This window comes from Microvirga terrae, assembly GCF_013307435.2.
GTDB classification, from domain to species: Bacteria; Pseudomonadota; Alphaproteobacteria; order Rhizobiales; family Beijerinckiaceae; genus Microvirga; species Microvirga terrae.
In genome coordinates, this window is sequence record NZ_CP102845.1 from 4,982,712 (window position 1) to 5,004,881 (window position 22,170).

General features: G+C 65.1%; 23 protein-coding genes. 4 read left to right on the plus strand and 19 right to left on the minus strand.

Features of this window, described 5'->3' with window-relative positions:
- Positions 1-6 precede the first annotated feature (6 nt).
- From HPT29_RS28750 to HPT29_RS23450, 19 genes are all read right to left on the minus strand, one after another.
- On the minus strand, positions 7-582 hold the full coding sequence (locus HPT29_RS28750) for a c-type cytochrome (RefSeq protein ID WP_349774706.1): 576 nt from the start codon (positions 580-582) through the stop codon (positions 7-9).
- Complete coding sequence (locus HPT29_RS23365) at positions 569-1,474, minus strand: cytochrome c oxidase assembly protein (RefSeq protein ID WP_173949365.1); 906 nt, start codon at positions 1,472-1,474, stop codon at positions 569-571. Before HPT29_RS23365 ends, HPT29_RS28750 begins: the two co-directional genes overlap by 14 nt.
- A complete protein-coding gene (locus tag HPT29_RS23370) occupies positions 1,471-1,821 on the minus strand; it encodes a hypothetical protein (protein ID WP_173949366.1) in 351 nt (116 codons plus the stop codon). Before HPT29_RS23370 ends, HPT29_RS23365 begins: the two co-directional genes overlap by 4 nt.
- Before the next feature lie 4 nt (positions 1,822-1,825).
- On the minus strand, positions 1,826-2,455 hold the full coding sequence (locus HPT29_RS23375; RefSeq protein ID WP_247654749.1) for a cytochrome c oxidase subunit 3: 630 nt from the start codon (positions 2,453-2,455) through the stop codon (positions 1,826-1,828).
- Positions 2,456-2,457: 2 nt separating this feature from the next.
- Positions 2,458-4,383, minus strand: a complete 1,926-nt coding sequence (ctaD, locus tag HPT29_RS23380) for a cytochrome c oxidase subunit I (protein ID WP_432807310.1) — start codon at positions 4,381-4,383, stop codon at positions 2,458-2,460.
- Positions 4,384-4,466: 83 nt separating this feature from the next.
- Positions 4,467-5,471 carry a cytochrome c oxidase subunit II gene (gene coxB / locus HPT29_RS23385; protein WP_173949368.1) on the minus strand — a complete coding sequence of 335 codons (1,005 nt, stop codon included), beginning with the start codon at positions 5,469-5,471 and terminating at the stop codon, positions 4,467-4,469.
- A gap of 7 nt (positions 5,472-5,478) precedes the next feature.
- Positions 5,479-6,039: a c-type cytochrome gene (locus tag HPT29_RS23390; RefSeq protein WP_173949369.1), complete on the minus strand. Its 561-nt coding sequence runs from the start codon at positions 6,037-6,039 to the stop codon at positions 5,479-5,481.
- Entirely contained in the window at positions 6,036-6,860 is an 825-nt protein-coding gene (locus HPT29_RS23395) for a substrate-binding domain-containing protein (RefSeq protein WP_173949370.1), read from the minus strand. The genes HPT29_RS23390 and HPT29_RS23395 overlap by 4 nt, the downstream gene beginning before the upstream one ends.
- Entirely contained in the window at positions 6,841-8,649 is a 1,809-nt protein-coding gene (locus HPT29_RS23400; protein WP_173949371.1) for a methanol/ethanol family PQQ-dependent dehydrogenase, read from the minus strand. Before HPT29_RS23400 ends, HPT29_RS23395 begins: the two co-directional genes overlap by 20 nt.
- 116 nt (positions 8,650-8,765) lie before the next feature.
- Positions 8,766-8,933 (minus strand): hypothetical protein, encoded by a 168-nt coding sequence (locus tag HPT29_RS23405; RefSeq protein WP_173949372.1) that lies wholly within the window; start codon positions 8,931-8,933, stop codon positions 8,766-8,768.
- Between the two features lie 70 nt (positions 8,934-9,003).
- Positions 9,004-9,813: an ABC transporter permease gene (locus HPT29_RS23410; RefSeq protein ID WP_173949373.1), complete on the minus strand. Its 810-nt coding sequence runs from the start codon at positions 9,811-9,813 to the stop codon at positions 9,004-9,006.
- Positions 9,810-10,526 (minus strand): ABC transporter ATP-binding protein, encoded by a 717-nt coding sequence (locus HPT29_RS23415; protein ID WP_173949374.1) that lies wholly within the window; start codon positions 10,524-10,526, stop codon positions 9,810-9,812. The genes HPT29_RS23410 and HPT29_RS23415 overlap by 4 nt, the downstream gene beginning before the upstream one ends.
- Positions 10,523-11,485, minus strand: a complete 963-nt coding sequence (locus tag HPT29_RS23420) for a PQQ-dependent catabolism-associated beta-propeller protein (protein ID WP_173949375.1) — start codon at positions 11,483-11,485, stop codon at positions 10,523-10,525. The genes HPT29_RS23415 and HPT29_RS23420 overlap by 4 nt, the downstream gene beginning before the upstream one ends.
- Positions 11,473-12,645, minus strand: coding sequence for an ABC transporter substrate-binding protein (locus HPT29_RS23425; protein ID WP_173949376.1), 1,173 nt, complete (start codon positions 12,643-12,645; stop codon positions 11,473-11,475). Before HPT29_RS23425 ends, HPT29_RS23420 begins: the two co-directional genes overlap by 13 nt.
- The gene (locus tag HPT29_RS23430) at positions 12,642-13,286 is read right to left on the minus strand and encodes an ABC transporter ATP-binding protein (protein ID WP_173949377.1); all 645 of its coding nucleotides are present in this window, start codon (positions 13,284-13,286) and stop codon (positions 12,642-12,644) included. Before HPT29_RS23430 ends, HPT29_RS23425 begins: the two co-directional genes overlap by 4 nt.
- Positions 13,283-14,044, minus strand: coding sequence for an ABC transporter permease (locus tag HPT29_RS23435; RefSeq protein WP_173949378.1), 762 nt, complete (start codon positions 14,042-14,044; stop codon positions 13,283-13,285). The genes HPT29_RS23430 and HPT29_RS23435 overlap by 4 nt, the downstream gene beginning before the upstream one ends.
- An 8-nt stretch (positions 14,045-14,052) precedes the next feature.
- Positions 14,053-15,027: an ABC transporter substrate-binding protein gene (locus HPT29_RS23440; protein ID WP_173949379.1), complete on the minus strand. Its 975-nt coding sequence runs from the start codon at positions 15,025-15,027 to the stop codon at positions 14,053-14,055.
- 112 nt (positions 15,028-15,139) lie between these two features.
- Positions 15,140-16,063, minus strand: a complete 924-nt coding sequence (locus HPT29_RS23445; protein WP_173949380.1) for a helix-turn-helix transcriptional regulator — start codon at positions 16,061-16,063, stop codon at positions 15,140-15,142.
- A gap of 87 nt (positions 16,064-16,150) precedes the next feature.
- Positions 16,151-17,119, minus strand: coding sequence for a VOC family protein (locus tag HPT29_RS23450; protein WP_173949381.1), 969 nt, complete (start codon positions 17,117-17,119; stop codon positions 16,151-16,153).
- A gap of 194 nt (positions 17,120-17,313) precedes the next feature.
- Here HPT29_RS23450 and HPT29_RS23455 point away from each other — a divergent pair, with 194 nt between their 5' ends.
- From HPT29_RS23455 to HPT29_RS23470, 4 genes are all read left to right on the plus strand, one after another.
- A complete protein-coding gene (locus HPT29_RS23455) occupies positions 17,314-17,997 on the plus strand; it encodes a hydrolase (protein ID WP_173949382.1) in 684 nt (227 codons plus the stop codon).
- 100 nt (positions 17,998-18,097) lie between these two features.
- On the plus strand, positions 18,098-20,068 hold the full coding sequence (locus HPT29_RS23460) for an amidohydrolase (protein WP_210272326.1): 1,971 nt from the start codon (positions 18,098-18,100) through the stop codon (positions 20,066-20,068).
- A 10-nt stretch (positions 20,069-20,078) separates the two neighbouring features.
- Complete coding sequence (locus HPT29_RS23465) at positions 20,079-20,528, plus strand: DoxX family protein (RefSeq protein WP_173949384.1); 450 nt, start codon at positions 20,079-20,081, stop codon at positions 20,526-20,528.
- Entirely contained in the window at positions 20,525-22,156 is a 1,632-nt protein-coding gene (locus tag HPT29_RS23470; protein ID WP_173949385.1) for an MFS transporter, read from the plus strand. Before HPT29_RS23465 ends, HPT29_RS23470 begins: the two co-directional genes overlap by 4 nt.
- Positions 22,157-22,170: the final 14 nt, after the last annotated feature.

The following is a 22,170-nucleotide window of genomic DNA, read 5'->3' on the forward strand; positions in this document are numbered from 1 at the left end:
GACAACTCAGCGCAACGTGTAGAGATAGGCCGCGACATGCCGCGCCTCAGCGCGGGATATGCCCGTGGCGGGCATGGCCGTTTTGGGATCGATGGTGCGCGGGTTCTCGATCCATTGGATGAGACTATCCGGTGAGTTGGTGGCCACGCCGCCAATATAGACCCGAGCGGCAAACCCCTGGAGCGTCGGCCCGACCTTGCCCTGAGCGCCGGGAACGCCGGGGATCGTGTGACACCCGGCGCAGCCATAGCGCTGCGCAAGATACCTCCCCAGGTCCGGATCGCCCATGGTGAGCGCTACAGCACGGGTCCGGGCCTCCCGGTCGAACTTCATCTGATATCCGGCATAGATGCCGGCTCCGATCAGCACAAGCAGACAGAGCACGAGATAGACCGCGCGAGTGCGGAAGCGGGTCGGTCCGGCAACCCGGACGCCCCGCAGGTGAGCCTCGGGATTGAACGGGGCCGGCTCTCTCCGCCTTGGGCGCGATGCCGATCCGGTGCGCCGGGGGCTGAGAAAGATCCATGCCGTTCCAAGGGCCAGCGCTGCCGCCAGCGGGGTGAGGATCCTAGCGCGCTGCATGAGCATGCCTTCCTCCGAGGTGCCGCGGTCCGGATCGGGCGATCCACAGGCCGGCCAGGATCAGCGCCGCGCCGGCATAGACCATTCCGGCGGGGATCCACATGAACAGGCCAGCCAGTTGCTGATCCTCGAGCGGGGTGAGACCCCACTCCGCCGCCTGGGAGGTCTGCGCCGGATAGATCGGCCTGCGGAACAGGGCCAGCAGGATGCCGAGGAACCCGGTATGGAGCGAAGTCACGAAGAGGTAGAACACCGACGCGCCATAGGTGCGCTGTCGGCCCATGAGGAGTGCGCGCCAGAACAGGAGGGCCGTGACGAAGAAGCTGAGATGCTGCAGCCAGTGGATCCACGGATCGGCGAGGGCCGCCTCGTAAAGTCCGGGTGCGTGCCAGATCCAGAGCGCCAAGCCATGGAGCAGAGTGGCCGTCGGCGGAGTGGTGAGCCAGAGCCATGTTGTCGTCACAGAGGGTGACTGGCCCCACCCGCCGATGCGGGCGCGCAGGCTTGTCGGAAAAGCCCAGAGCATCGCCACCGGACGGCCTATGACGAGGAGCGGGGCTGCGGCAGTCATGAGGATCTCATGCTCGATCATGTGAGCGACGAACAGGCGCTCTCCCAGCCAGTGGAGCGGCGCAACGAGCGCTGAGACGAGCAGCAGCCAGCCGGCGGCGAAGCACAGGGCCTGCCAGATCCTGACGCCCCGCCCGATGCCGGCCCGGCGCCAGAGATGCGCCGTGCCCATCGCGTACAGGGAGCCGGATACAATCAATGGAACGGTAACCCAGGGATTCCAGGTCCAAGTAGTGTCGGTGTCGGTCCAGTGCACATGGCCGGAATGGGCCTGCGCCTCGCCGACGCATACAAGCAGCAGCAGAACGGCAAGCGCTCTCATCGCTCGCACCCGTGGAAGACGAGTCCGGCCACGCCGTGGAGCAGGATGACGATCGTGAACAGAAGCGCGATCGCGATGCCCATGAGGGCCACGAAACGATGCGGCCGCCCGGCCCCGGTGGAATCCGGCACCGGCTTCGGCGCCGCGCTGGCATATCCGCGCCAGGAGAGGAAGCCGCCGACAAGGCTGATGGCCGCCATGGCCAGGGCGAAGAGGGGGATGAGCGGCACCTGATGGGCGCAGACCCAGGGCACGGCCGCGTAGTTGAATTGCGTGTCGGCCAGCCAGGCGATCGGTCCGGCAAAGACGCCAGCAGATGGCAGGCCGCGTGAGATCAGTCCTGCCATGGCGTCACCACCATCTCGGGAACCAGTAGAGGATGACATAGATCGGCAGCCACGAGGCCACGACGAAATACCAGTAGAAAGCGTTGTCACCCACATCGGAGAAGCGCTTGCCGTGGCCGTGTCGGGTGAACATCAGCACCGTGAGCACGATGGTGTCGCCCAGATCCGTGAGCAGGTGCAGCGTATGCAGGCCGAGAAGGAGCCACACCACAGACCCGTAGGCATTCTGGTCCCATCGCACGTGGAGCGTCCCAAACTCGAATACGCGGATGCCCAGAAGCGCCACGCCGAGCAGGCTCATGATCACGAGATTGCGGCGCGACCCCGCAAGGTCCTCGCGCTCCCCGTCCCGCTTGGCCCGCTGGTTCGGCCAGACACTGATGAGGAGGACGATCGTGAAGATGCTCGACCAGAGGAGGTCCGGCGGCGGCGCGCTCAGCGGCCAGCTGCCATTGATGAAGACGAGATAGAAATACATGCCGCCGGCAAGAGCGAAACCCATGCCCTCGGCAGCCGCGAAGCCCACCGTCCCCCACCAGATTGGGCTGCGCGGGCCATAAGCATAGGCCGGCAAGCCCCTGGCGTTCAGCACGATCCGATGCGGCAGCATGGCGTCGCGGGATTGAGCGTCCATCGTCATCGCTCGTCCTCCATGCTCGGCTTCGGCCAGAACCACCCCATGAGCGTCACTGCAAGCGGAATGCTGCCCCACACCAAAGCCCAGGGGGTGAACATGGAGCCGACGAAGAGAATCGTCGTCGCAATCGCCGCCATGAAGGGCCAGATCGATGGCTCCGGCGTGGACTCCCGCAAGTCCGCGCGGCCATGGGTGATCGTGGAGACGATCTGTTCCCGGTTCTCGACGCTCAATCCTGCGACGACGGGAAGGCTGTCGCGGTGCGCCCAGAGCGGCTCGCGATTGGTCACGACGGGGATGCGGTCAAAATTCTGTGGCATGGGCGGCGAGGCTGCCGCCCATTCGAGGGTTCCGGCATCCCAGGGATTGGGTCCTGCCAGAGGGCCGCGGCGGGCGCTAGACACGATGTTGTAGAGAAAGAGGACGAAGCTTCCGAAGAACAGGACCGCCCCGGCGGAGGAGAGGAGGTTCAGGTTCGCCCAGCCCATTTCCGGCAGATAGGTGTAGACCCGGCGCGGCATGCCCATCAGGCCCGTGATGTGCATGGGAAAGAAGGTGACGTTGAAGCCGATGAAGGCGAGCCAGAAATGCCACTTGCCGAGCCGCTCGCTCATCATGCGGCCGGTGAATTTAGGGAACCAGTAATACACCGCAGCGATGAGCGGGAAAACGTTGCCGCCGATCAGTACGTAGTGGAAATGGGCGACCACGAAGAACGTGTCGTGGACCTGGGTGTCGAGCGGCACTGAGGCCAGCATGATGCCCGACAGTCCTCCGGCCACGAAGATGAAGAAGAACCCGATGATGAACAGAAGCGGCGCGCGGAACACAGGCCTCCCGTCCCACAGGGTCGCGATCCAGCAGAAGATCTGAATGCCATTCGGGATGGCGATCAGCATGCTGGACGCAGTGAAGAAGCTGGCGCCGAGCTGCGGCAGCCCGGTCGTGAACATGTGGTGCACCCACAGACCGAACGACAGGAAGCCGGTCGCGATGAGCGACAGCACGAGAGCGATGTAGCCGAAGGCCTGCCGTCGGGCGAAGGTGACCACGATGGCCGAGACCCAGCCCGTGGCCGGCAGGAAGATGATGTAGACCTCCGGATGGCCGAAAAACCAGAACAGGTGCTGGTAGAGCAGCGCGTCGCCGCCTTCCGCCGGGTTGAAGAAATGCGTTCCAACGAGCCGATCCATCATCAGGGTGGCCGAAGCCGTCACCACCGCAGGCAGAGCGAAGATGATGACGAAGGAATTGACGAGTTCAGCCCAGACGAAGAGCGGAATGCGATCCAGCGTCATGCCGGGCGCGCGCAATTTGAACACCGTCACGATGATGGAAATCGCCACCGCGATTCCAGACACCTCCGTGAAGGTGATCATCTGCGCCCAGAAATCCGCCCGCTTGCCGGGAGAGAACTCAGGACCCGAGAGCGGAACATAGGCGAACCATCCGACATCCGGGCCGATATTGAGCATGAACGCGACCCAGATCATAAGGCCGCCAAAGAGATAGACATAGTAGGAATAGGCGTTCAGGCGCGGGAACGCGATGTTGCGGGTGCCCACCATGAGCGGCACCAGATAGACCGCGAAGGCCTCGCCGATCGGCACGCCGAAGAGGAACATCATCGTGGTGCCGTGCATGGTGAAGAGCTGGTTGTAAAGATCCGGCCCGACGAGCCTGTTCTCAGGGACGGCCAGCTGCATGCGCATGACGACAGCGGACAGGCCGCCCAGGAACAGGAAAAGGATCGCCGTGATGATGTAGCGGCGGCCAATGATCTTGTGGTCCACCGTGGAGAGAGTGCCGACGAGTCCCTTGTCGGTGCCCCAGGTCTTGGCGAGCCGTGCCGTCAGCTCCGCGCCGTCCACCTGATCGTCGCGCAGTTCATCGGGGCTCGGAGGCGCATCCGCCTCGCTCTGCACGCCGGGAATGCCGCCACGCTCCCCCGTCGCAAGGCGCGAGATCTCGGGAACGGCATCGAGATCGTGGGATGTGATCGCCCGGGTCACTTCAGCCCCTCCAGATAGGTTGCGAGAGGCTGAACCTCGTCGGGATCGAGCTGAATCGTTGGCATGTTCACGCCCGGCTTGACGCCGTGCGGGTCCACGATCCACGCGGCGATATTCCCCCGCGTCGTCTCCAGGGTTCCGGCGCCGATAGTGCGACGGCTTCCCACATGCGTGAGGTCCGGGGCGACCTTGCCGCCGGCATCCGTTCCCCGGATCTGGTGGCACATGATGCAGGGCTTCGACATGAAGATCTCCATGCCGCGCTGCCGCTCGTCATCGTTCGGCGGAATGGCGGAGGAGATCTGCTGCTCGCGCCACCGCTCGAAGTCCTCCCTGCTCTCCGCGACCACGAGCAGACCCATATGCGCATGCTGCAGGCCGCAATACTCCGCACATTGTCCGCGGTACAAGCCCGGACGGTCCGCCTGGATCTGGATCTGGTTCTGCCGGCCGGTAATTGCATCCATCTTGCCGGTGAGGCTCGGAACCCAGAAGGAGTGGATCACGTCGGAGGATTCGAGCTTGATCAGCACGGGCTCGCCGACCGGGATGTGGATTTCGTTGGCCGTGGTGAAGACACGGTTCGGCTGTGGATCCTCGTAGGTCACCTGCCACCACCATTGCTGCCCCTTGACCAGGAGTGTCAGCCCTCCCTCCTTGTGGGCGAACAGCACTTTCTGGGCCGCATAGCTGAGGCCCGTCAGGGAAACGACCGTCACGAGCGTCAGGGCGATGGCGATCGAGACCGTGATGGTCATACGCCGCTCGGTTGCGGGGTCCGTGGCCAGCGGGTCGGCACCGGCAGGGCGCCGTCTGCGCAGCGACAGGAGAAGGGCGATCATGGTCAGGACCCACACCGTGGCGAGCACGGCGACGAAGGTCCAGAACATGCGTGCCAAGACGCCTGCGGCAGGCCCGTGCGCGTCGAGCGCCGATTGCCAGCCCTGACAGCCTCCGAGAGGCAGAGTGGAGAACAGAAGAATGGGGCCGAGCCTTCTCATCCCCGCCTCATTGCGGCATTTGGGCGGAGGGTGGAATCTGCCCGCCGTCGATCACCTCGCCCGGCGGGCGGCGCTGCTCGGCAGGCCCGGGACTCATATCGTCCTTGCGGCTCGGCGCCGCCGGCTTCGGCACGTTGCGGCCCATGGAGCGGATATAGGCCGCAATCTGCCAGATCTGATCGTCGGGAATCTTCCCGCGGAACGACGGCATGCCGTTCGGCCGCCCTTCCCGGATCGTTTGGACGATGTTCTCGATCTGCCCGCCATAGATCCAGCGGTCATCCATGAGCGCCGGTCCGGAATCGCCGCCGCCATTGGCGTGGCAGCCATTGCAGTTGAACCAGGTATACAGGCGTTGCCCCTGCGAGATGTGATAGGCGTTCTCCTCGTAGTCCTTGCCAATGCCCGACCTCTGCTCGGTTGGCCCACCGGGACCAGCCGACAAGGGGACCAGGGCGATCTTCTCGTTCGTCTCGGCCGTGACCGGGTTGGACCGGTACTCGCGATCCTCCCTCTCGCAGGCCACGAGGGCTAAGGCGGCAATGGACAGGATCAGAAGCGTTCTCATGGCGTGCGCCCTGCCTGCTTCATGCCGGTGTCGAGACGCGGGACCCTGAAGGCTGCAAGAATGGCATCCACCTCGGGCCGGCGCCGGGCGAGCGCTGCATCGACCTCCTGGCGCAGCGTCTCATCGTCCTTTCGGACGGCCATTGAAATATCGAACGCCATGGGAAGCTGCGGACCGTCGAAGATCGGGCGCACGGGGTTTACTGTCAGCGGAACGCCCTCGCGCTCTGCGAAGTAGCCTCCGAGAGGCCCCCAGACGACGGCGACGTCGATGTCGCCGTTCGCCAGGGCCCTGAGGATGCGCGCCGGCGGATCGGGTTCGTTGTAGTCGCCATAAATCATGAAGCCGCGCACGTTCTCCACGATGCCGCGGCGGGAGAGGGCGTGCGCCGGCGGCGTGTTCGAGCCGTCGTCGCCGATGAGATGGACGCCGATCCTCACGGCACGAAGAGCCGGATCGTTGAAGGACTGGATTTCGGGACCACCCGTACGGGTGACGAAGACATAGGAGGACCGGTAATAGGGCGCGGTCGTTCGCACGCCTTCCAGATTGGCAGGAAGACCGGGCACCAGGTCGCAGATCTCGGCCTTGAGCGTGTTGCGCAGGAAGCCGCGGCGCTGCGCCCACCAGGTATAGCGAACCTCCGCGCCGAGTTCCTGGGCGATCAGGGAAACGATCTTGTTCTCGAAGCCCTCGCCGGCTTCATTGGAGAACGGGAGATTGTTGGGATCGGCGCAGACGCGAAGTTCCCGCGCATGAACACCGCCGGCCATCACCAGCAATGCGGCAAGAGCGGCACCTTTAAGGAAGCTTGAACACATAGAGCGCTCCTCCCTTGGTGGTGACGTTCTTCAGGTCCCGCATGGCGTTGACGAACCCTTTGGCGGCCGAGCCGTCCCGCGGGTCGAGATCCCCGGAGACGATCGCCCCGGCCCAGCCGCCGACGCCGGAGAGAATGGCGACATATTGCTTGCCGTCGGGCCCGCGATAGGTGGTCGGCTGACCGATGATTCCGGAATCGACTTTGAATTGCCACAGCACCTCGCCGGTGCGCGCATGCACGGCTTTGAACCAGCCCTCCATGGTGCCGTAGAACACCACGTCGCCGGCGGTGGCGAGCGCACCGCTCCAGAGCGGGAAGCGCTCGTTGATCGTCCAGAGCTCTTTGCCCGCCTGAAGATCCCACGCGGAGAACTCGCCCATGTGGCCGCCGGGCCCGGGATACATGCGGACCTCCGCGCCGACATAGGGCGTTCCGGCGATGTAGTTCGGCTCGACGCTCTCCCAGTCCATGCACATGTTCATGTGCGGGATATAGAGAAGACCGGTCCTGTGGGAGAACGCGCTCGGGTTCCAGTCCTTCGCGCCGGGAGCGGTGGGGCAGATGTCGCGCACCACGCGGTTGTTCACAGGCTCCTTCTCAGCATTATACTGGATGCGGCCCGTCTTGAGGTCGACGCCCGTCACGGCTGTCAGCGCATGAAACGGTTTCGCAGACAGAACCTCACCGGTGGTGCGGTCGATCACGTAGAGAAAACCCGTCCGCCCCGGATGAACGAGCACCTTGCGGGGCTGTCCCTCCCAATCCATGTCGAGGAGGATCAACTCGTTGATGTTGTCCCAGTCATGGAGATCGTGTGGTGCGGTCTGGTAGAACCACCGCGCCTCGCCGGTGTCGGGATCCCGGGCGAAGATGCCCGCCGTCCATTTGTTGTCGCCGGGGCGCTGGTTGGGGTTCCAGGGACCCGGATTGCCGGTTCCATGATAGAGGAGGTTGAGCTCGGGATCGTAGGACAGCCATCCCCACACTGTGCCGCCGCCCTGCTGCCAGGCGTCTGCCGGCCAAGTGGTGACACCGAGATCCTTGCCCTTATCGCTGTCGTAGAAGGGCTTGAAGGTCGGTCCGATCTTCACGTCCTGATCCGGGCCGGTGTTGTAGGCCTTCCAGACGCTCTTCCCGGAATTGATGTCGAGGGCCTGAATCCAGCCCCTCACCCCGTACTCGCCCCCCGAGATGCCGACGATCACCTTGTCCTTCACGACCAGAGGCGCCATGGTCATGGTCTCGCCCCGGTTGATGTCGCCAAGCTTGGTCTTCCACACCTCCTCGCCGGTCTCGGCGTTCACGGACACCACATGGGCGTCAAGCGTCGTGAAGACGATCCGGCCGTTGGCGAAGGTGGGGCCACGGTTGACCACGTCGCAGCAGGCGACACCCTGGGCGGCGGCGGCCGGCTTCGGGTTGTACTGCCATTTCATCGGCGCGCCGGGCTGCGTGAGATCCAGGGCATAGAGGATGTTGGGATAGGGAGAGAGAACGTACATCGTGCCGCCGACGACGAGCGGGGCTGATTCCTGTCCCTTGTTGACGCCTGTCGAGAAGGTGAAGGCCACCTGGAGATTTTTCACCGTCTCGGTGTTGATCTCGGACAGATCGCTATAGCGGGTCGATGCGTAGTTCTTCTGCGGGATCGTCCACTGCCCGTCTTCGGGAGTGGCTGCAAAAGGGGGAGCCGCGGGCGGTGGTGAGGCAGGCTGAGCCAGAACAGAGGAGACCGGCTGAAGGATCAGCGAGATCGCAAGAACGAGGGCAAGTCGAGCTCCACCCAAGATAGCTCTCCGGAACGCTTGACGCGCCGCGTCGGTCGCGGCTCGACTCTAACCGCACAGCTTCCGGTATGTTCCCGAAAATGTGATCATTCCGTAAGGGAACTTTGATCAGGAGCTCAACGCCAGTACTCGCGTACTGGTATCCCGTAATCATTGGACGCGGCAACGAGAATGTAGGCGCCCACGGCTGCCAGGAGCCCGATCAGGAGAAGCGTCACCAGAAAGCCCGGCTCACGAAAAACCCGAAAATCCTTCCGCAATGAGCTGGTCTGCGGCTCTGTCATGATCGATCACCGGTGCGGTTACTGCCGTGAATGCAACTGGGAATCGACGCCCCTGTTCCACTCGCTACAGTCAAGATCCCTCGGCGACCCGACGCGCCCAGAAGCCGCGGCCGGGATCATAGCCCCAGACCCCGAGCCCGAAGAAGCCCGCGAGGGCGGCAATACAGACGGCCAATGCCACCGGCTCAAACCGCAGATAGAGGGCGAAGCGGATCAGCTCGACCGCGTGGGAGAACGGGTTGAGCCAGGCGATCGCGGCGAGGATCGGGCTCACCTCTTCCAGCCGCCAGAGCGGGTAAAGCGCCGTCGAGGCGAAGAAGAGCGGAAAGATGACGAAGTTCATCACCCCGGCGAAATTCTCGAGCTGACGGATCATGGACGATAAGGCCAGGCCGAACGCCGCCAGCATGAGGCCGGCGAGGCCGAGGGCCGGCAACGTTGCCAGATAGCCGAGTGCGGGCGGCCGGACGTCCCAGAACCGGGCGAGGACGAGAAACAGGTAGACGATGGGCAACACCGTCACGGTATTGGCAAGCAGGCGGGCGCCCAGCAGCCACCAGCGCGGCAACGGGGCGGTCAGGAGCACCCGCATCGATCCCATCTCCCGGTCGTAGACCATGGACAGCGAGCTCTGCATGCCATGGAACAGCAGCATCATCCCGGCCAGCCCAGGGACAATGTAGACCTCGTACAGAATGTAGGTCTGGTACGGCGGAATGATCGAGAGCCCGAGCACCGAGCGGAACCCCACGGCGAAGATTCCGAGCCAGACCAAAGGCCGCACGACCGCCGCAGCCAATCGCCCGCGCTGTCCGACGAGACGCAACATTTCCCGATGCATGATGCCGGTCAGGGCTCGCACGGCATAGCGCATCGTCATGACGGCCCACCCGTGATCCGCAGAAAGGCTGCTTCGAGACCTTCATTCGGGGCGAGGTCGCCGGCCCTTCCGTCCCAGCGCACCGTCCCCTGATGCAGGATCACGAGCCGATCCGAAGGCTCGACCTCCCCGAGCATGTGAGTGGCCCAAAGAACACTCAAGCCGCCGCGGCAGAGGGAGCGCACGTGAGACAGGAGCAGCTGGCGGGCGGCAATGTCGAGACCGGCCGTCGCCTCATCGACGATCAGGAGCTTGGGCCGATGCAGAAGCGCCCGTGCGATTTCCACACGCCGGCGCAGTCCGCCCGAAAGGGATCGCACCTTGTCGTCCCGCCGGTCGTTGATGCCGAAGCGTCCCAGTTCCTCTCCTGCACGCTCCCGAGCCTCCCCGCGCGAGAGCCCGTGCAGGGCGCCATGATAGGCCATGTTCTGACCGACTGTGAGATCCAGATCCAGTGTCGGCATCTGGAACACGACGCCGAGGCGGGCGAGAGCCCGGATAGGGTCGCGGCGGATTGAGTGGCCGAAGATGCGGATATCGCCGTGCTGCGCGTTGTAGAGTCCGGTCGCGAGAGCGATGAGCGTCGTCTTGCCCGCACCGTTGGGTCCCAGGAGCACCGCGAAGGAGCCGGGTTCCACCGACAGGTTCACCTCGGACAACGCACGACGCGTGCCGAAGCCGTGGCTCAGATTGTCGATGGCAAGGGCCGTCATGGCGCGACGACGAGGCCCCAGGGCGAACGGCCGACCCCGATGGTCTTCACCACCTGCCTGTCGTCGAGATCGATCACCGAGACGTCGCTCGAATTTCCGTTGGCCGTGTAGAGGCGCTTTCCATCCAGTGAGAGGGCGACGTGCCAGACACGCTGGCCGACGAGATAGGTGCGCAGCACCTTGAAGGATTTCGCGTCGATCTCGGCGACCCGGTTCGCGGGACCCAGCGCCACATAGGCACGGGAGCCGTCGGACGTCAGCTGAATGCCGACGGCTTGCACGAGCTCGCGTGGAACACCCGGCACCTCGAAGGCGATCCTGGCCAAAGGCTCACGCGTCTCGGCATCGAACACCTCCACGGTCCCGCGCAATTCGGACGAAACCCAGATCTGACGGCTGTCGCCCGAGACTTGCGCCACCCGCGGACGCGTGCCGACAAGTACGTTGTCGACGAGCTCCAGCGTCTGCGCATCGATCACGTGGAGCATGCTCGTGGTCTCTGAGGTATTCACGACGAAGCGTCCGTCCGGGCTCACGCCCATTCCCTCCGGCTCGACGCCCACCTGCACTTCGGCCACGATGCGACGTCCGGGGATGTCCAGGACGGAGACGAGGTTGTCATTCTCGTTTGCCACGAACAGACGGCGCCCGTCCGGATGCAGCACGAAGAATTCCGGGTCCTCGCCGGACGGCAGCGAGCCTTCCACTCTTCGGGATTTGAGATCCACCACATCGATCCGGTTGTCGTCGCCCACCGCCACATAGAGCTTCTGCCTGTCCGCGCTCAGCCCGATGCCTCGCGGTCGGCGCCCGACAGGAATCGTACCCGTCTGGTCCAAGGTGGTTCCATCGATGACCGAGATGGTGTTGTCCTGCTCGTTCGATACATACACCGTCTCGGCGAAAACCACCTGGAGGCTGAGCGCGATTGACAGCAACGCTAAGATCAAAGCTTGCATCGGCTCTCCTCCCGGTCTGTTCCCAGCGTATCGAGTTCGGATCCGCGGTGCAGATAACCCGCCTGCGGTGAGACGGAGACGAGAAGCCGAGGCCCCGCGATGAGGATCGGCTGTCGCATCTGCCCGTCCCAGGCACGGAAGCTCTGCCCCTGCCCTTTGAAGCCGGAGAGGATGAAATCCGGGCCGCGCAGGAACGATGCAATCCCGGCCGGGTCGGCACTGCGGGATCTGACAGCGGCTTCCCCGATGGCGCGCACCGCCGCCCAGGCAGCGTAGTCGACGGGGCTCATCCGGCGGCCGGCGGATTTCTCGAAACGGGACTGAAGCTGCGTTGCCCCCCATTGCTCCGACACCGGACTCCAGCCCGTGGTGACGAGCCCGTGCGTGCCGGCGACGGGACGAGGCCGCGCCGTGCGGTAGGAGAGGAACTCGCCGAACTCGTTCGCCTCATCGGCGACGACGAGCACGTCGTGATCCGTAACCTGAGTCAAAGCCGGGATTTCGGTCTGCAACGTCACATGGCCGGTATCCGAGCGCGCATGACCCGGCTTGAAGGTCCAGTCCTTCTCGACAGCGATCTCGGCTCCGAATCGCGCAGCCGCCCGGCGGAAGGCGTCGGCCTGCAGCCTGTCGCCGGACGTGCCGCCGGTCACGAGAAACCAGCGCCGCCAACGCTTGGACATCAGATATTGCGCGAGCGCGTCGGCCAGCATGGCGCGGCTCGGGATGGTATGAAGCACGTTGGCGCGGCAGGACTCGTTGCGAAGCGCATCATCCGGTGCGCGGGCATTGATGAGCAGCATCTCACGGGCGTCGGGCGCGGAAGCCGCGGCCAACAGGAGCGACGCATCGAGATCCGAGACAACAAGCCGGACGCCTTCCCGCACCAGTTCCCGGATGAGGTCCTCGGGCTTGCCGTCATTCTTGACGGTCCGCTCCACGAGCGTGAAGCTCTGTCCGGTGAACCGGCCGGTGGTCGCGTTGTCGGAGAGACCCAGCCGAGCCCCTGCGATCCCCTCGTCCCGGATCGGCCGGTCGATCGGAGAGACCGGCTCGACCGGATCGCGCTCCTGCGTGATGACTGCGATGGTGATGACGCCTTCCTCGGCCAGAGCAGGCGCGGACAGGACCATCGCGATCAGGACCAGAATGATCTTCATTCAGCGGCTCTCGCCTCGTGAAGGGGCCGGTCCTCGACGATCCGGGCCGGGGACCCGCCCAAGGTGATGGCGCGATGAGCGAGGGCCGCCTCGTGCCAGTGATGTGTGACGAGCAGTGTCGTTGGGCGCAGACGGCGCACATGGGACGCCACAAGATCCTGCATCTCGCGAGACGTATCGTCGTCGAGAGACGCGAAGGGCTCGTCCAGGAGGAGCAGCTTCGGCTCCACCGCCAGCGCACGGGCCAGGGCCACGCGCCGCGCCATGCCGAGCGAAAGCTGATGCGGGTAGACGTCTTCCGAGCCTGCCAAACCGATCTGACGCAGCCAGTCTCCGGCCTTTGCGGGCTGGTCTGGAAGAGCAAGCTCGAGATTCCTGCGCGCGGTTCGCCACGGGAGAAGGCGCGGCGTCTGGAAGAGATAGCCGACGGGCTGCCGCAAGCCCGTGATGGATCCCTCGAAATCCGTGTCCAGCCCGGCCACGATCTGCAGGAGGCTGGACTTGCCGATGCCCGATGGCCCCACGATGGCACAAACCTCGCCGTCGGCGAGTTCGAGGGTCAGGTTGTCGAACAGCACGCGAGGGGGAGCACCGCCTCGCGCCGGATGAATCTTCCGGTCGATCATGATCCGAATCGTCATCGACGCCACCGCCCAGAGCGGCGTTCGAGCGGCGCGAACAGCACGGCCTCGATGAGCATGACACACAGGACGAAGGCAGCCGCGTAGGCCATGACCCGCGGCACGTCGAAGAGCTGAAAATAGCTCTGCAGCTGGAACCCGACCCCGTTGGAGCGTCCGAGCAACTCGACCACGAGAACGATCTTCCACACCAGCGCGAGTCCGTTGCGGGCTGCGGCCAGGGCATAGGGCGCCAGCTGAGGCGCAATGACCTCGCGCAGCGTCGTCCATGGGCCGAAGCGGTAGACCTGCGCGACGTCCATGTAGTCCCGGTCGAGGGCTCTCGCACCTTCCCGAAGCGTCACGGCGACGTTGGGGATCTTGTTGAGCGCCACTGCCACCAGAAGCGCGGTCTCGACCAGGCCGAGCCACACATAGGTCAGGATGATGATCACCAGCGCCGGCACATTGAGCAGGATGACGAGCCACGGATTGAGCCAGCGGTCGAGCCATCCCAGGCGTCCGAGGGCGACGCCCAGGGCCGTGCCGGCGACCATGGCGATCGCAAAGCTGATGCCGACCCGCGCCATGGTGATTCCGAGATGATGAAGCAAGGGTCCGTCGACCGCCTCATGGACGAGGCCCTGCAGCACCGCGAGGGGACCGGGAAACAGCCTGCTCCCGACCCAGCTGGCCCCAATCTGCCACAGGCACAGGAAGAGCAGGACAGAGGCAATGCCCTGCCACGCCCCCCTGCCCTCGACCTCAGCAGCACGCATCGGCGGCCTCAATAGGAGATTGCGGGCCAGAAGGTCTTCGCATCCAGCACGCTCGACGATCCGACCAGCTTGTCGCCCCCTATCTTTGCAAGAATAGCATACAGTTCGGCGCAAGCCTGTCTCTCGGCTTCAGACCACCGATCCGGAATTCCGCTGCGAAAACCATGCTGGAGGGCCGCCAGGGCTACCGGGTCGTCGGTTCCGATCTGCGGGGCCAGACGGATCCACTCGTCCTTCGCGCCGGCAAGCAGCGCCTTCGCATCCCGGGAAGCTGCGACGAAACCCTGAAGGGTCGCATCCGCACGGACGGCCCAGCTCTCCCGAAAGGCATAGCCCAGCATCGGCACCTCGTGATCGATGCCGAGGCCGCGGATCATGTCGTCGACAGACAGGAGCGCTCTGGCCCCGTCGGCCTCCAGACGGGCCGCATAATGCCAATAGGTCAAGACGGCGTCGATGCGGCCGCGGGACAGCTCCTCGTTGAGCAGCGGCGGGGCTCCGAAGACGGGCTCGACGGACTCCGCGACATCGACACCGAGTTCCTGCTGGGCAAAGGCCCGGAGGAGAAGCCAGCTCTTGTCGAGAGGTCCGCCTGCAACGCCGATGCGCTTGCCCTTGAGGTCACGGAGGCTCCCGACCTTGGAAGCGGGCGGAAGCATGAGCGCGCCGACGGCCCGTGAATAGGGAACGAAGCTGAAGTCGGCTCCCTCGCTCCGCTGGCGGGCCACCCAGGGCCAGTCCGTGACGATCACGTCCACCGCGCCCGCCTGCAGGGCGACCTTGGCCGCTTCGTTGGATGCAAACTCGACCGGCACCACGGTGATCCCGTGCTTCCGGTCGAGCCCGTAATGGCGGAGGGTGTCGATTTCCCAGGCGACGGTGCCGAACCTGAGCAGTCCGGCCCGGACCGTGCGGTCTTCCTGGGCCTGCGCGGGTCCGAGGGCGAGCAGGACGAGGATGAACCAGGCAATTCTGACACGCATGGCCGAACTCGGGGCAAACGACAGCCCCAGTCAACGGTCAAGCTTTGGATTGGTTCCGAATCCAATCCGATGCGCGGGCCGCCCGCCGGGTCGACAGGGCCAGGGCCTTCAATCAACGATGCATCGCCCGGCGCCATTTTCCGGGGCTCGCGCCAACGCAGCGCGTGAAGACGCGGGTGAAATAGCTCTGATCGCCGAAGCCGCAGATGAGCGCGATGTCGGCCAAGGGCAAGGTCGAGGACATGAGGAGGCTTTTGGCTTCCTGCACGCGGATATGCGTCAGATAGTGATGCGGGCTCATTCCTGTCGTGCGGCGGAAGGCCTTGGCGAAATAGCTTGGCGTGAGACGGCATTCGCGCGCGATGTCGGCGATGGTCAGACGGGCTGCAAGACGGGAGTGCATGATTTCCTTGGCGCGTCGCTCCTGCCACGATGCGAGCTTGCCGTTGTCGGGAATAGCCGGGAGATGCATGCCCCCATAGCCTTCTGCGAAATAGGTCAGCAGGCTCAGAGCCATCTGATCGACGAACAGCGGATTGGTCTGTGACAGTTCCGGCGGTGCCGAGAGAAGGAATGCGCACATCGATCCCAGGATGGGATCATTGGCATCGGGCAGGGCGCGCAGAGTCGATATCGGCGACGCGCCGCGCTCATAGGCGAGATCGTCCAGAGCCTCCTTGCGCATGTAGAACTGCACGCCGTCGAACGGCCCACGAATTCGGCTGCGAGGATCTTCCGACAGGTCGGCCGCGCTGACCGTCCCTGCCGCGAAGCCTCGCGCGTACCGCATGCGGCCGTTGAGCCAGAACTCGTGCTCCTCCACGTCCTTCAATTTGTAGGTCGCGCTGAAGGCGGCCTCGGGCTCGATCAGAACCGTCCGATCCCGATCCTGGCGCATGCAGGTCAGCCGCGTGACGGCGAGGGAGAGACGGTTGTCCTTCGAGACCTGCAGGATGCTCTGGCTGACCATCTCGACATGACGTCCGAGCCGCCGGCCGAACAACCCGGATTGTGTGTTTTCCTGAACGGCTGGCATGTCAACTCGCTTCAATCGATGGAGATCCTGGCCTTACGGTTGAATCCTTCGCTCTTCACGTTCCTCGTACGACGGAGGCATCCGGGTTTATGTTATCTCCTCGGATTCATGTCGCCTGGATGTCGGAAGCGGCAGAGACGGCAGAAGCAGTTCGAGCTCGCCGCGCCTCTCCTCGAGGGAGGGAGGAAGCTTCAAGCTCATGCCCAGTCTTTCAGAATTTTCATCGATATCGAACCCCGGCCCGTCCGTCGCGAGTTCCAGGAGAAGGCCGCAGGTCGAACGGAAATTGACAGACCGGTAATAGATTCGGTCTTTGGACTCAGTTGCAACGATTCCGTACCTGTCGTGAAGCGCGCGCACAAGGGAATCCTGGTCGAGGGCGTCGCGGGCCCGGATGGCAACATGATGAATGCTCCCTGCTCCAAGCTGACCTCGCGGGAGAAGGCCGGCCTCGTCGAGCGTGATGGTGCCGCCCGGTTGGTCATGCGCCGCGAGGCGGACAAGTTGGCCCCGGCGGCCAATCTCGTTAAAGTCCAGGATCTCTCGAAACAACTCGCTCAGCGGATCGGCCAAGCGCACCTTCAACACAAGATCGTGAAGTCCCTGGATTGCATAGGCCGCGGGAACGTCGGAACGATTCCGAGGTTCAGGCGCCACGGGCGCGGCCGCCTCCACGAGGGCCAGCATCGCGCCGTCGGGATCTTCGAACATGAGGCACGGCTCACCGAATCCCGTCCATCCGATCCCGCAGGGAACATCGGCCTCCTGAAAGCGACGCTTCCACCAGTCCAGCGCTCCCAGGGGAATGCGGAACGCCGTCTGCCATGCCTCGCAGGCCCCGCGCCTGCCGCGAGGCACCCGCTGCCACGGGAACAGGGTAAACAGGGTGCCTGGCCGGCCGACCTCGTCACCGAAGCAGAGGTGGAACGTCCCTGGATCCTCGTGAGACACCGTCCGCTTGACGAGCCTCATGCCGAGAAGACACGCGTAGAAGCGGCAGCTCCGCTCAGCGTCGCTCGAGATCAGCGTCACGTGATGAAGGCCGCGTCCGGCCATGGCTGCACTCCGGTGTATCGTTTCCGCCACCCTATCGGCTGGAAATCGCGTTTGTCTCGTCCTCTTTTGCCAGAGACCGACACTTTCCCGAACGCCAAGCCCAGATCGTCCAAGTTCGTTTCATTTTCGACAAGATTCTCAAGACCAATGGCTCGATTGTTCCCCCGCCAGCCCTCACCCGAACAGGATCGACCATGTCCGTCAAAGCATCCCCTACGCCCGGCTCGAACCTCATCAACCCCGCCGATCACGCTTTGATCCTCATCGACTTCCAGTCGCAGATGTCGTTTGCGACGAAGTCGATCGATGCCGTGAACCTGCGCAACAATGCAGCCATGATCGCCCAGGCTGCGGCCGGCTTCAGGGTTCCGACGATCCTGACGACCGTCGCGGAGAAGAGCTTCTCGGGCCCGATGTTCTCCGAGGTCACGGACGCCTTTCCGGGCCAGAGCCTTCTCGACCGCACGTCGATGAACACCTGGGAGGATGCGGCCGTCATCGACGAGGTGAATCGGATCGGCAAGAGCCGCCTGGTTTTCGCGGGCCTTTGGACGTCGGTCTGCATCGTCGGCCCGACGTTGTCGGCGCTCGATCAGGGCTTCGAGGTCTATGTGGTGACCGATGCGTGCGGCGATGTCTCGACCGAGGCGCACGAGCGCGCCGTGGAACGCATGATCCAGGCCGGCGTCCGGCCGATGACCGCTCTGCAATATCTGCTCGAACTGCAGCGCGACTGGGCCCGGACCGAAACCTACGACCTGACGACGGGAATCGCGAAGAAGTACGGCGGCGCCTACGGTCTCGGCATCATCTACGCCAAGACCATGTTCGGCGCGAGCGAAGGCGCCCACGGCGACTCGGCGGTCGCGGCGGAATAGCCGGCTCCCCCGGCGGGTGCAGGACCATCCCTGCATCCGCTCCATCCTCTTCGATGTCCCGTCGACTGCCATGCCCGGCAGACGCGAGCGAAAGCCGGCTATGTCCATGCCCCATGATCGTCGTACCGTGCTCGCCGGCCTTGGTGCATTCGGGGCGGGCTTTGCTCTTCCCAAAGGCCTGGAGGCTCAGACGATGAAGACGTCCGCCGACCTGATCCTGTTCAACGGCAGGATCACGACACTCGATCGTCAGGCTCCCGAAGCATCCGCTGTGGCTATCCGGGACGGGCGCTTCGTCGCCGTCGGCGCCGAACGGGAGATCATGACCCTTGCCGGCCCCGACACGCGACGCGTGGATCTAAACGGCCGCCGGGTCATCCCCGGCCTGATCGACAGCCACATGCACATCATCCGTGGCGGCCTCAACTACAACATGGAGCTCCGTTGGGACGGTGTCCGCTCCCTGGCCGACGCCATGAGGATGCTGAAGAAACAGGTGGACCGCACACCCGCCCCGCAATGGGTGCGGGTGGTCGGCGGCTTCACGGAGCATCAATTCGCCGAGAAGAGGCTGCCGACCCTAGACGAGATCAACGCCGTCTCGCCCGACACGCCAGTCTTCATCCTGCACCTTTACGACCGTGCGTTGTTGAACGGCGCCGCCCTGCGGGCCGTTGGCTATACCAAGGACACGCCCAATCCTCCCGGCGGCGAGATCCAGCGGGACGCGCAGGGCAATCCCACGGGCCTGCTGATCGCCAGGCCCAATGCCACGATCCTGTACGCCACCCTCGCCAAGGGCCCGAAGCTTCCGCCCGAGTACCAGAAGAACTCCTCGCGCCATTTCATGCGCGAGGTGAACCGCCTCGGAGTGACCGGCGTCATCGATGCCGGAGGCGGCTTCCAGAACTATCCGGACGATTACCGGATCATCGAGGAGCTGCATCGGGAGGGCCAGCTCACGGTGCGTCTCGCCTACAACCTCTTCACGCAGAGGCCGAAGGAAGAACTGACGGATTTCGACACCTGGTCCAAGCAGGTCAAGCCGGGCCAGGGCGACGATCTCTACCGCCATAACGGCGCCGGGGAGATGCTGGTCTATTCGGCTGCCGACTTCGAGGATTTCAAGGTCGAACGGCCCGAGATGCCGCCCTCGATGGAGGCCGATCTCGAGCCCGTCGTGCGCCTGCTCGCCCAGAACCGCTGGCCGTGGCGCCTGCACGCCACCTACAACGAGACGATCACCCGGGCGCTCGATGTGTTCGAGAGGGTAAACAGGGACGTGCCGCTCGAGGGCCTGCACTGGTTCATCGATCACGCCGAGACCGTCGATGAGCGCAACATCGACCGGATCGCGGCTCTCGGCGGCGGTATCGCGGTCCAGCACCGGATGGCGTTCCAGGGCGAGGATTTCGTGGAGCGTTACGGCGACAGGGCGGCCGAGCACACGCCCCCGGTCCGGCGCATGCTGGAGGCCGGCGTTCCCGTGGGCGCAGGCACCGATGCCACCCGGGTGGCCTCCTACAATCCCTGGGTCTCCCTGTCCTGGCTCGTGACGGGCAAGACCCTCGGAGGGCTGACGCTCTATCCGGCGGCGAACCGCCTCGACCGCGAAACCGCCCTTCGCCTGTGGACCGAAGCCAACACTTGGTTCTCGACGGAAGAAGGCAAGAAGGGTCAGATCAAGGCGGGCCAGCTGGCGGACCTGGCGGTTCTGTCCGACGATTTCTTCTCCGTTCCGGAGGACGCGATCCAGGACATCGCGTCGGTTCTCACCCTTCTCGGCGGCCGGCCGGTCTACGGCGATGCCGAGTTCAAGGATTTCGCGCCGCCTCTGCCACCCCCGATGCCGGACTGGTCCCCTGTCCGCACGTTCGGTGGCTACCAGCAGCGCCGGGCCGGTCCTGAATCCGACCGAAAATACACCTTCGCGGCAGCGGCTGCCTGCGGCTGCGTCAATTCCTGCGGTGTGCATGGCCATTCCCATGCCGCGGCCTGGGGATCCGCATCACCGACGTCGGATTCACGCTCTTTCTGGGGAGCGCTCGGCTGCTCCTGCTGGGCCTTCTGAGAGAAGCACCATGACCGATATCGCGGCTCCCCGCCCCGTCACCCGAATGCTGGCCCTGCCTGGACTCGACTATCTGGCGCGCCTCGCGCTGGCGTCGCCCTTTCTGATCAGCGGGGTCGTGAAGCTCGCCGATTTCGGCGGAGCGGTGAATGAAGTCGTGGGGCTCGGCCTCCAACCGGCCGCGCCGATCGCAGGGCTGGTCATCGCCACGCAGCTCGGCGGGTCCATTCTCTTCCTCGCCCGCCGGACCTGCTGGCTCGGCGCCCGCCGGACCTGCTGGCTCGGCGCCGGGATCCTGGCGGTGTTCACCGCTCTGGCCACCCTTCTCGCACATCCCTTCTGGGCTTTCGAGGGGCCCGATCGCGGCCGCCAGACCGCCACGTTCTTCGAACACGTGGCCATCGTCGGCGGTCTTGGTCTCGCGGCCTTGCTGGCCAACGGTCGGGGCACACGCTTATGAGCGAGACCCCGGCCGGCCTCGCGCAGGCGCCGGCGTCACCGCCGCCCGGCACCTTCGCGCCCCTCCGCCACCGCCTCTTTGCGGTGATCTGGACCGCGACGGTGCTCGGCAATATCGGCACCTTCATGCGGGACGTGTCGTCCGCCTGGCTGGTCACGGGGCTTTCCGCCTCGCCCGCGTCGGTCGCCATGATCCAGGCCGCCGGCACGCTGCCGTTCTTCCTGCTCGCGATTCCGGCCGGCGTCCTGTCCGACATCCTCGACCGGCGGCGCCTTCTCATCGCCCTGCAGATCGTTCTCGGAAGCGTGAGCTCCCTGCTCGCCGTCCTGGCCTGGACGGGCTCCGTCTCGGTCGAAGGCCTCATCGTCCTCACCTTCCTCGGCGGCGTGGGGGCGGCCCTGGCGACCCCGGCCTGGCAGGCCATTACGCCGGAGCTCGTTCCACGGTCAGACCTGAAGGGCGCCGTGGCGCTCAACTCCCTCGGCATCAACATCGCCCGCTCCATCGGGCCCGCCCTGGGCGGATTTCTGCTGGCGCTTCTCGGGGCCGCCGCCGTCTACGGCCTCGACGTCCTGACCTATGTCCTTGTCGGCGGTGCCCTGCTGTGGTGGCGCCGCGAGGCCGATCATGATGACGGGCTGCGGGAGAATTTCGGCGGAGCCTTGCGCGCCGCCCTGCGCTATGCCCGGGCGAGCCGCGACCTCCATCGCATCCTGTGGCGGGCCGTTGTGTTCTTCGCCTTCGCCAGCGCCGTCTGGGCCCTGCTCCCGATCGTCGCCCGGCAGGAGATCGGCGGCGGGCCGGGCTTCTACGGACTGCTGCTCGGCAGCGTCGGAGCAGGCGCCATCGCGGGCGCCGTCCTGATGCCGCGGGCCCGCGCCCGGCTTGGGCAGGACGGCCTGGTGCTCGCCGCAACCCTCGTGACGGCGGCCGCGACCATCCTGCTCGCCCTCACCAACCTGGAGATCGTCGCCATCGTCGCGACCTTCGTTCTCGGCATCGCGTGGATCGCCATGCTGACCACCCTTAACAGCACCATGCAGGCCATTCTGCCGAACTGGATCCGGGGCCGGGGCCTCGCGATCTATCTCACCGCCTTCAACGGCGCTATGACGGCGGGCAGCCTGGGCTGGGGCTTCCTCGCGCAGGAGATCGGCACAGACACCGCCCTGGTCGCGGCCGGCCTCAGCCTCGTCGTGGTTGCCCTGCTCGCGCATCGCGCGCCTCTGCCGGCCGGCGAGAGCGATCTGACGCCATCCCTGCACTGGCCCGAGCCGGCCATGGCCGAACCCGTTGCGCATGACCGGGGGCCGGTGATGATCATGGTGACCTATCGAATCCTGCAGGCCGACCGTGCCGCCTTCTTGGCTGCGCTCGAGCGCCTCTCCGAGGAACGCTGGCGCGACGGCGCCTATTCCTGGGGCATCTCCGAGGATGCGGCCGATCCCGAGCACATCGTCGAATGGTTCTTCGTCGAATCCTGGGCCGAGCACCTGCGCCAGCACAAGCGGATCTCGAAGGCCGACGCGGACATCCAGGCCGAGGCCCGGCAATTTCACCAGGGCGCCGAGCCGCCCCTGGTTCAGCACTTCCTGGCCGTCGAAAGGCCAAGCCGACAGCCACGTTGAAGCACTTAGCAAGG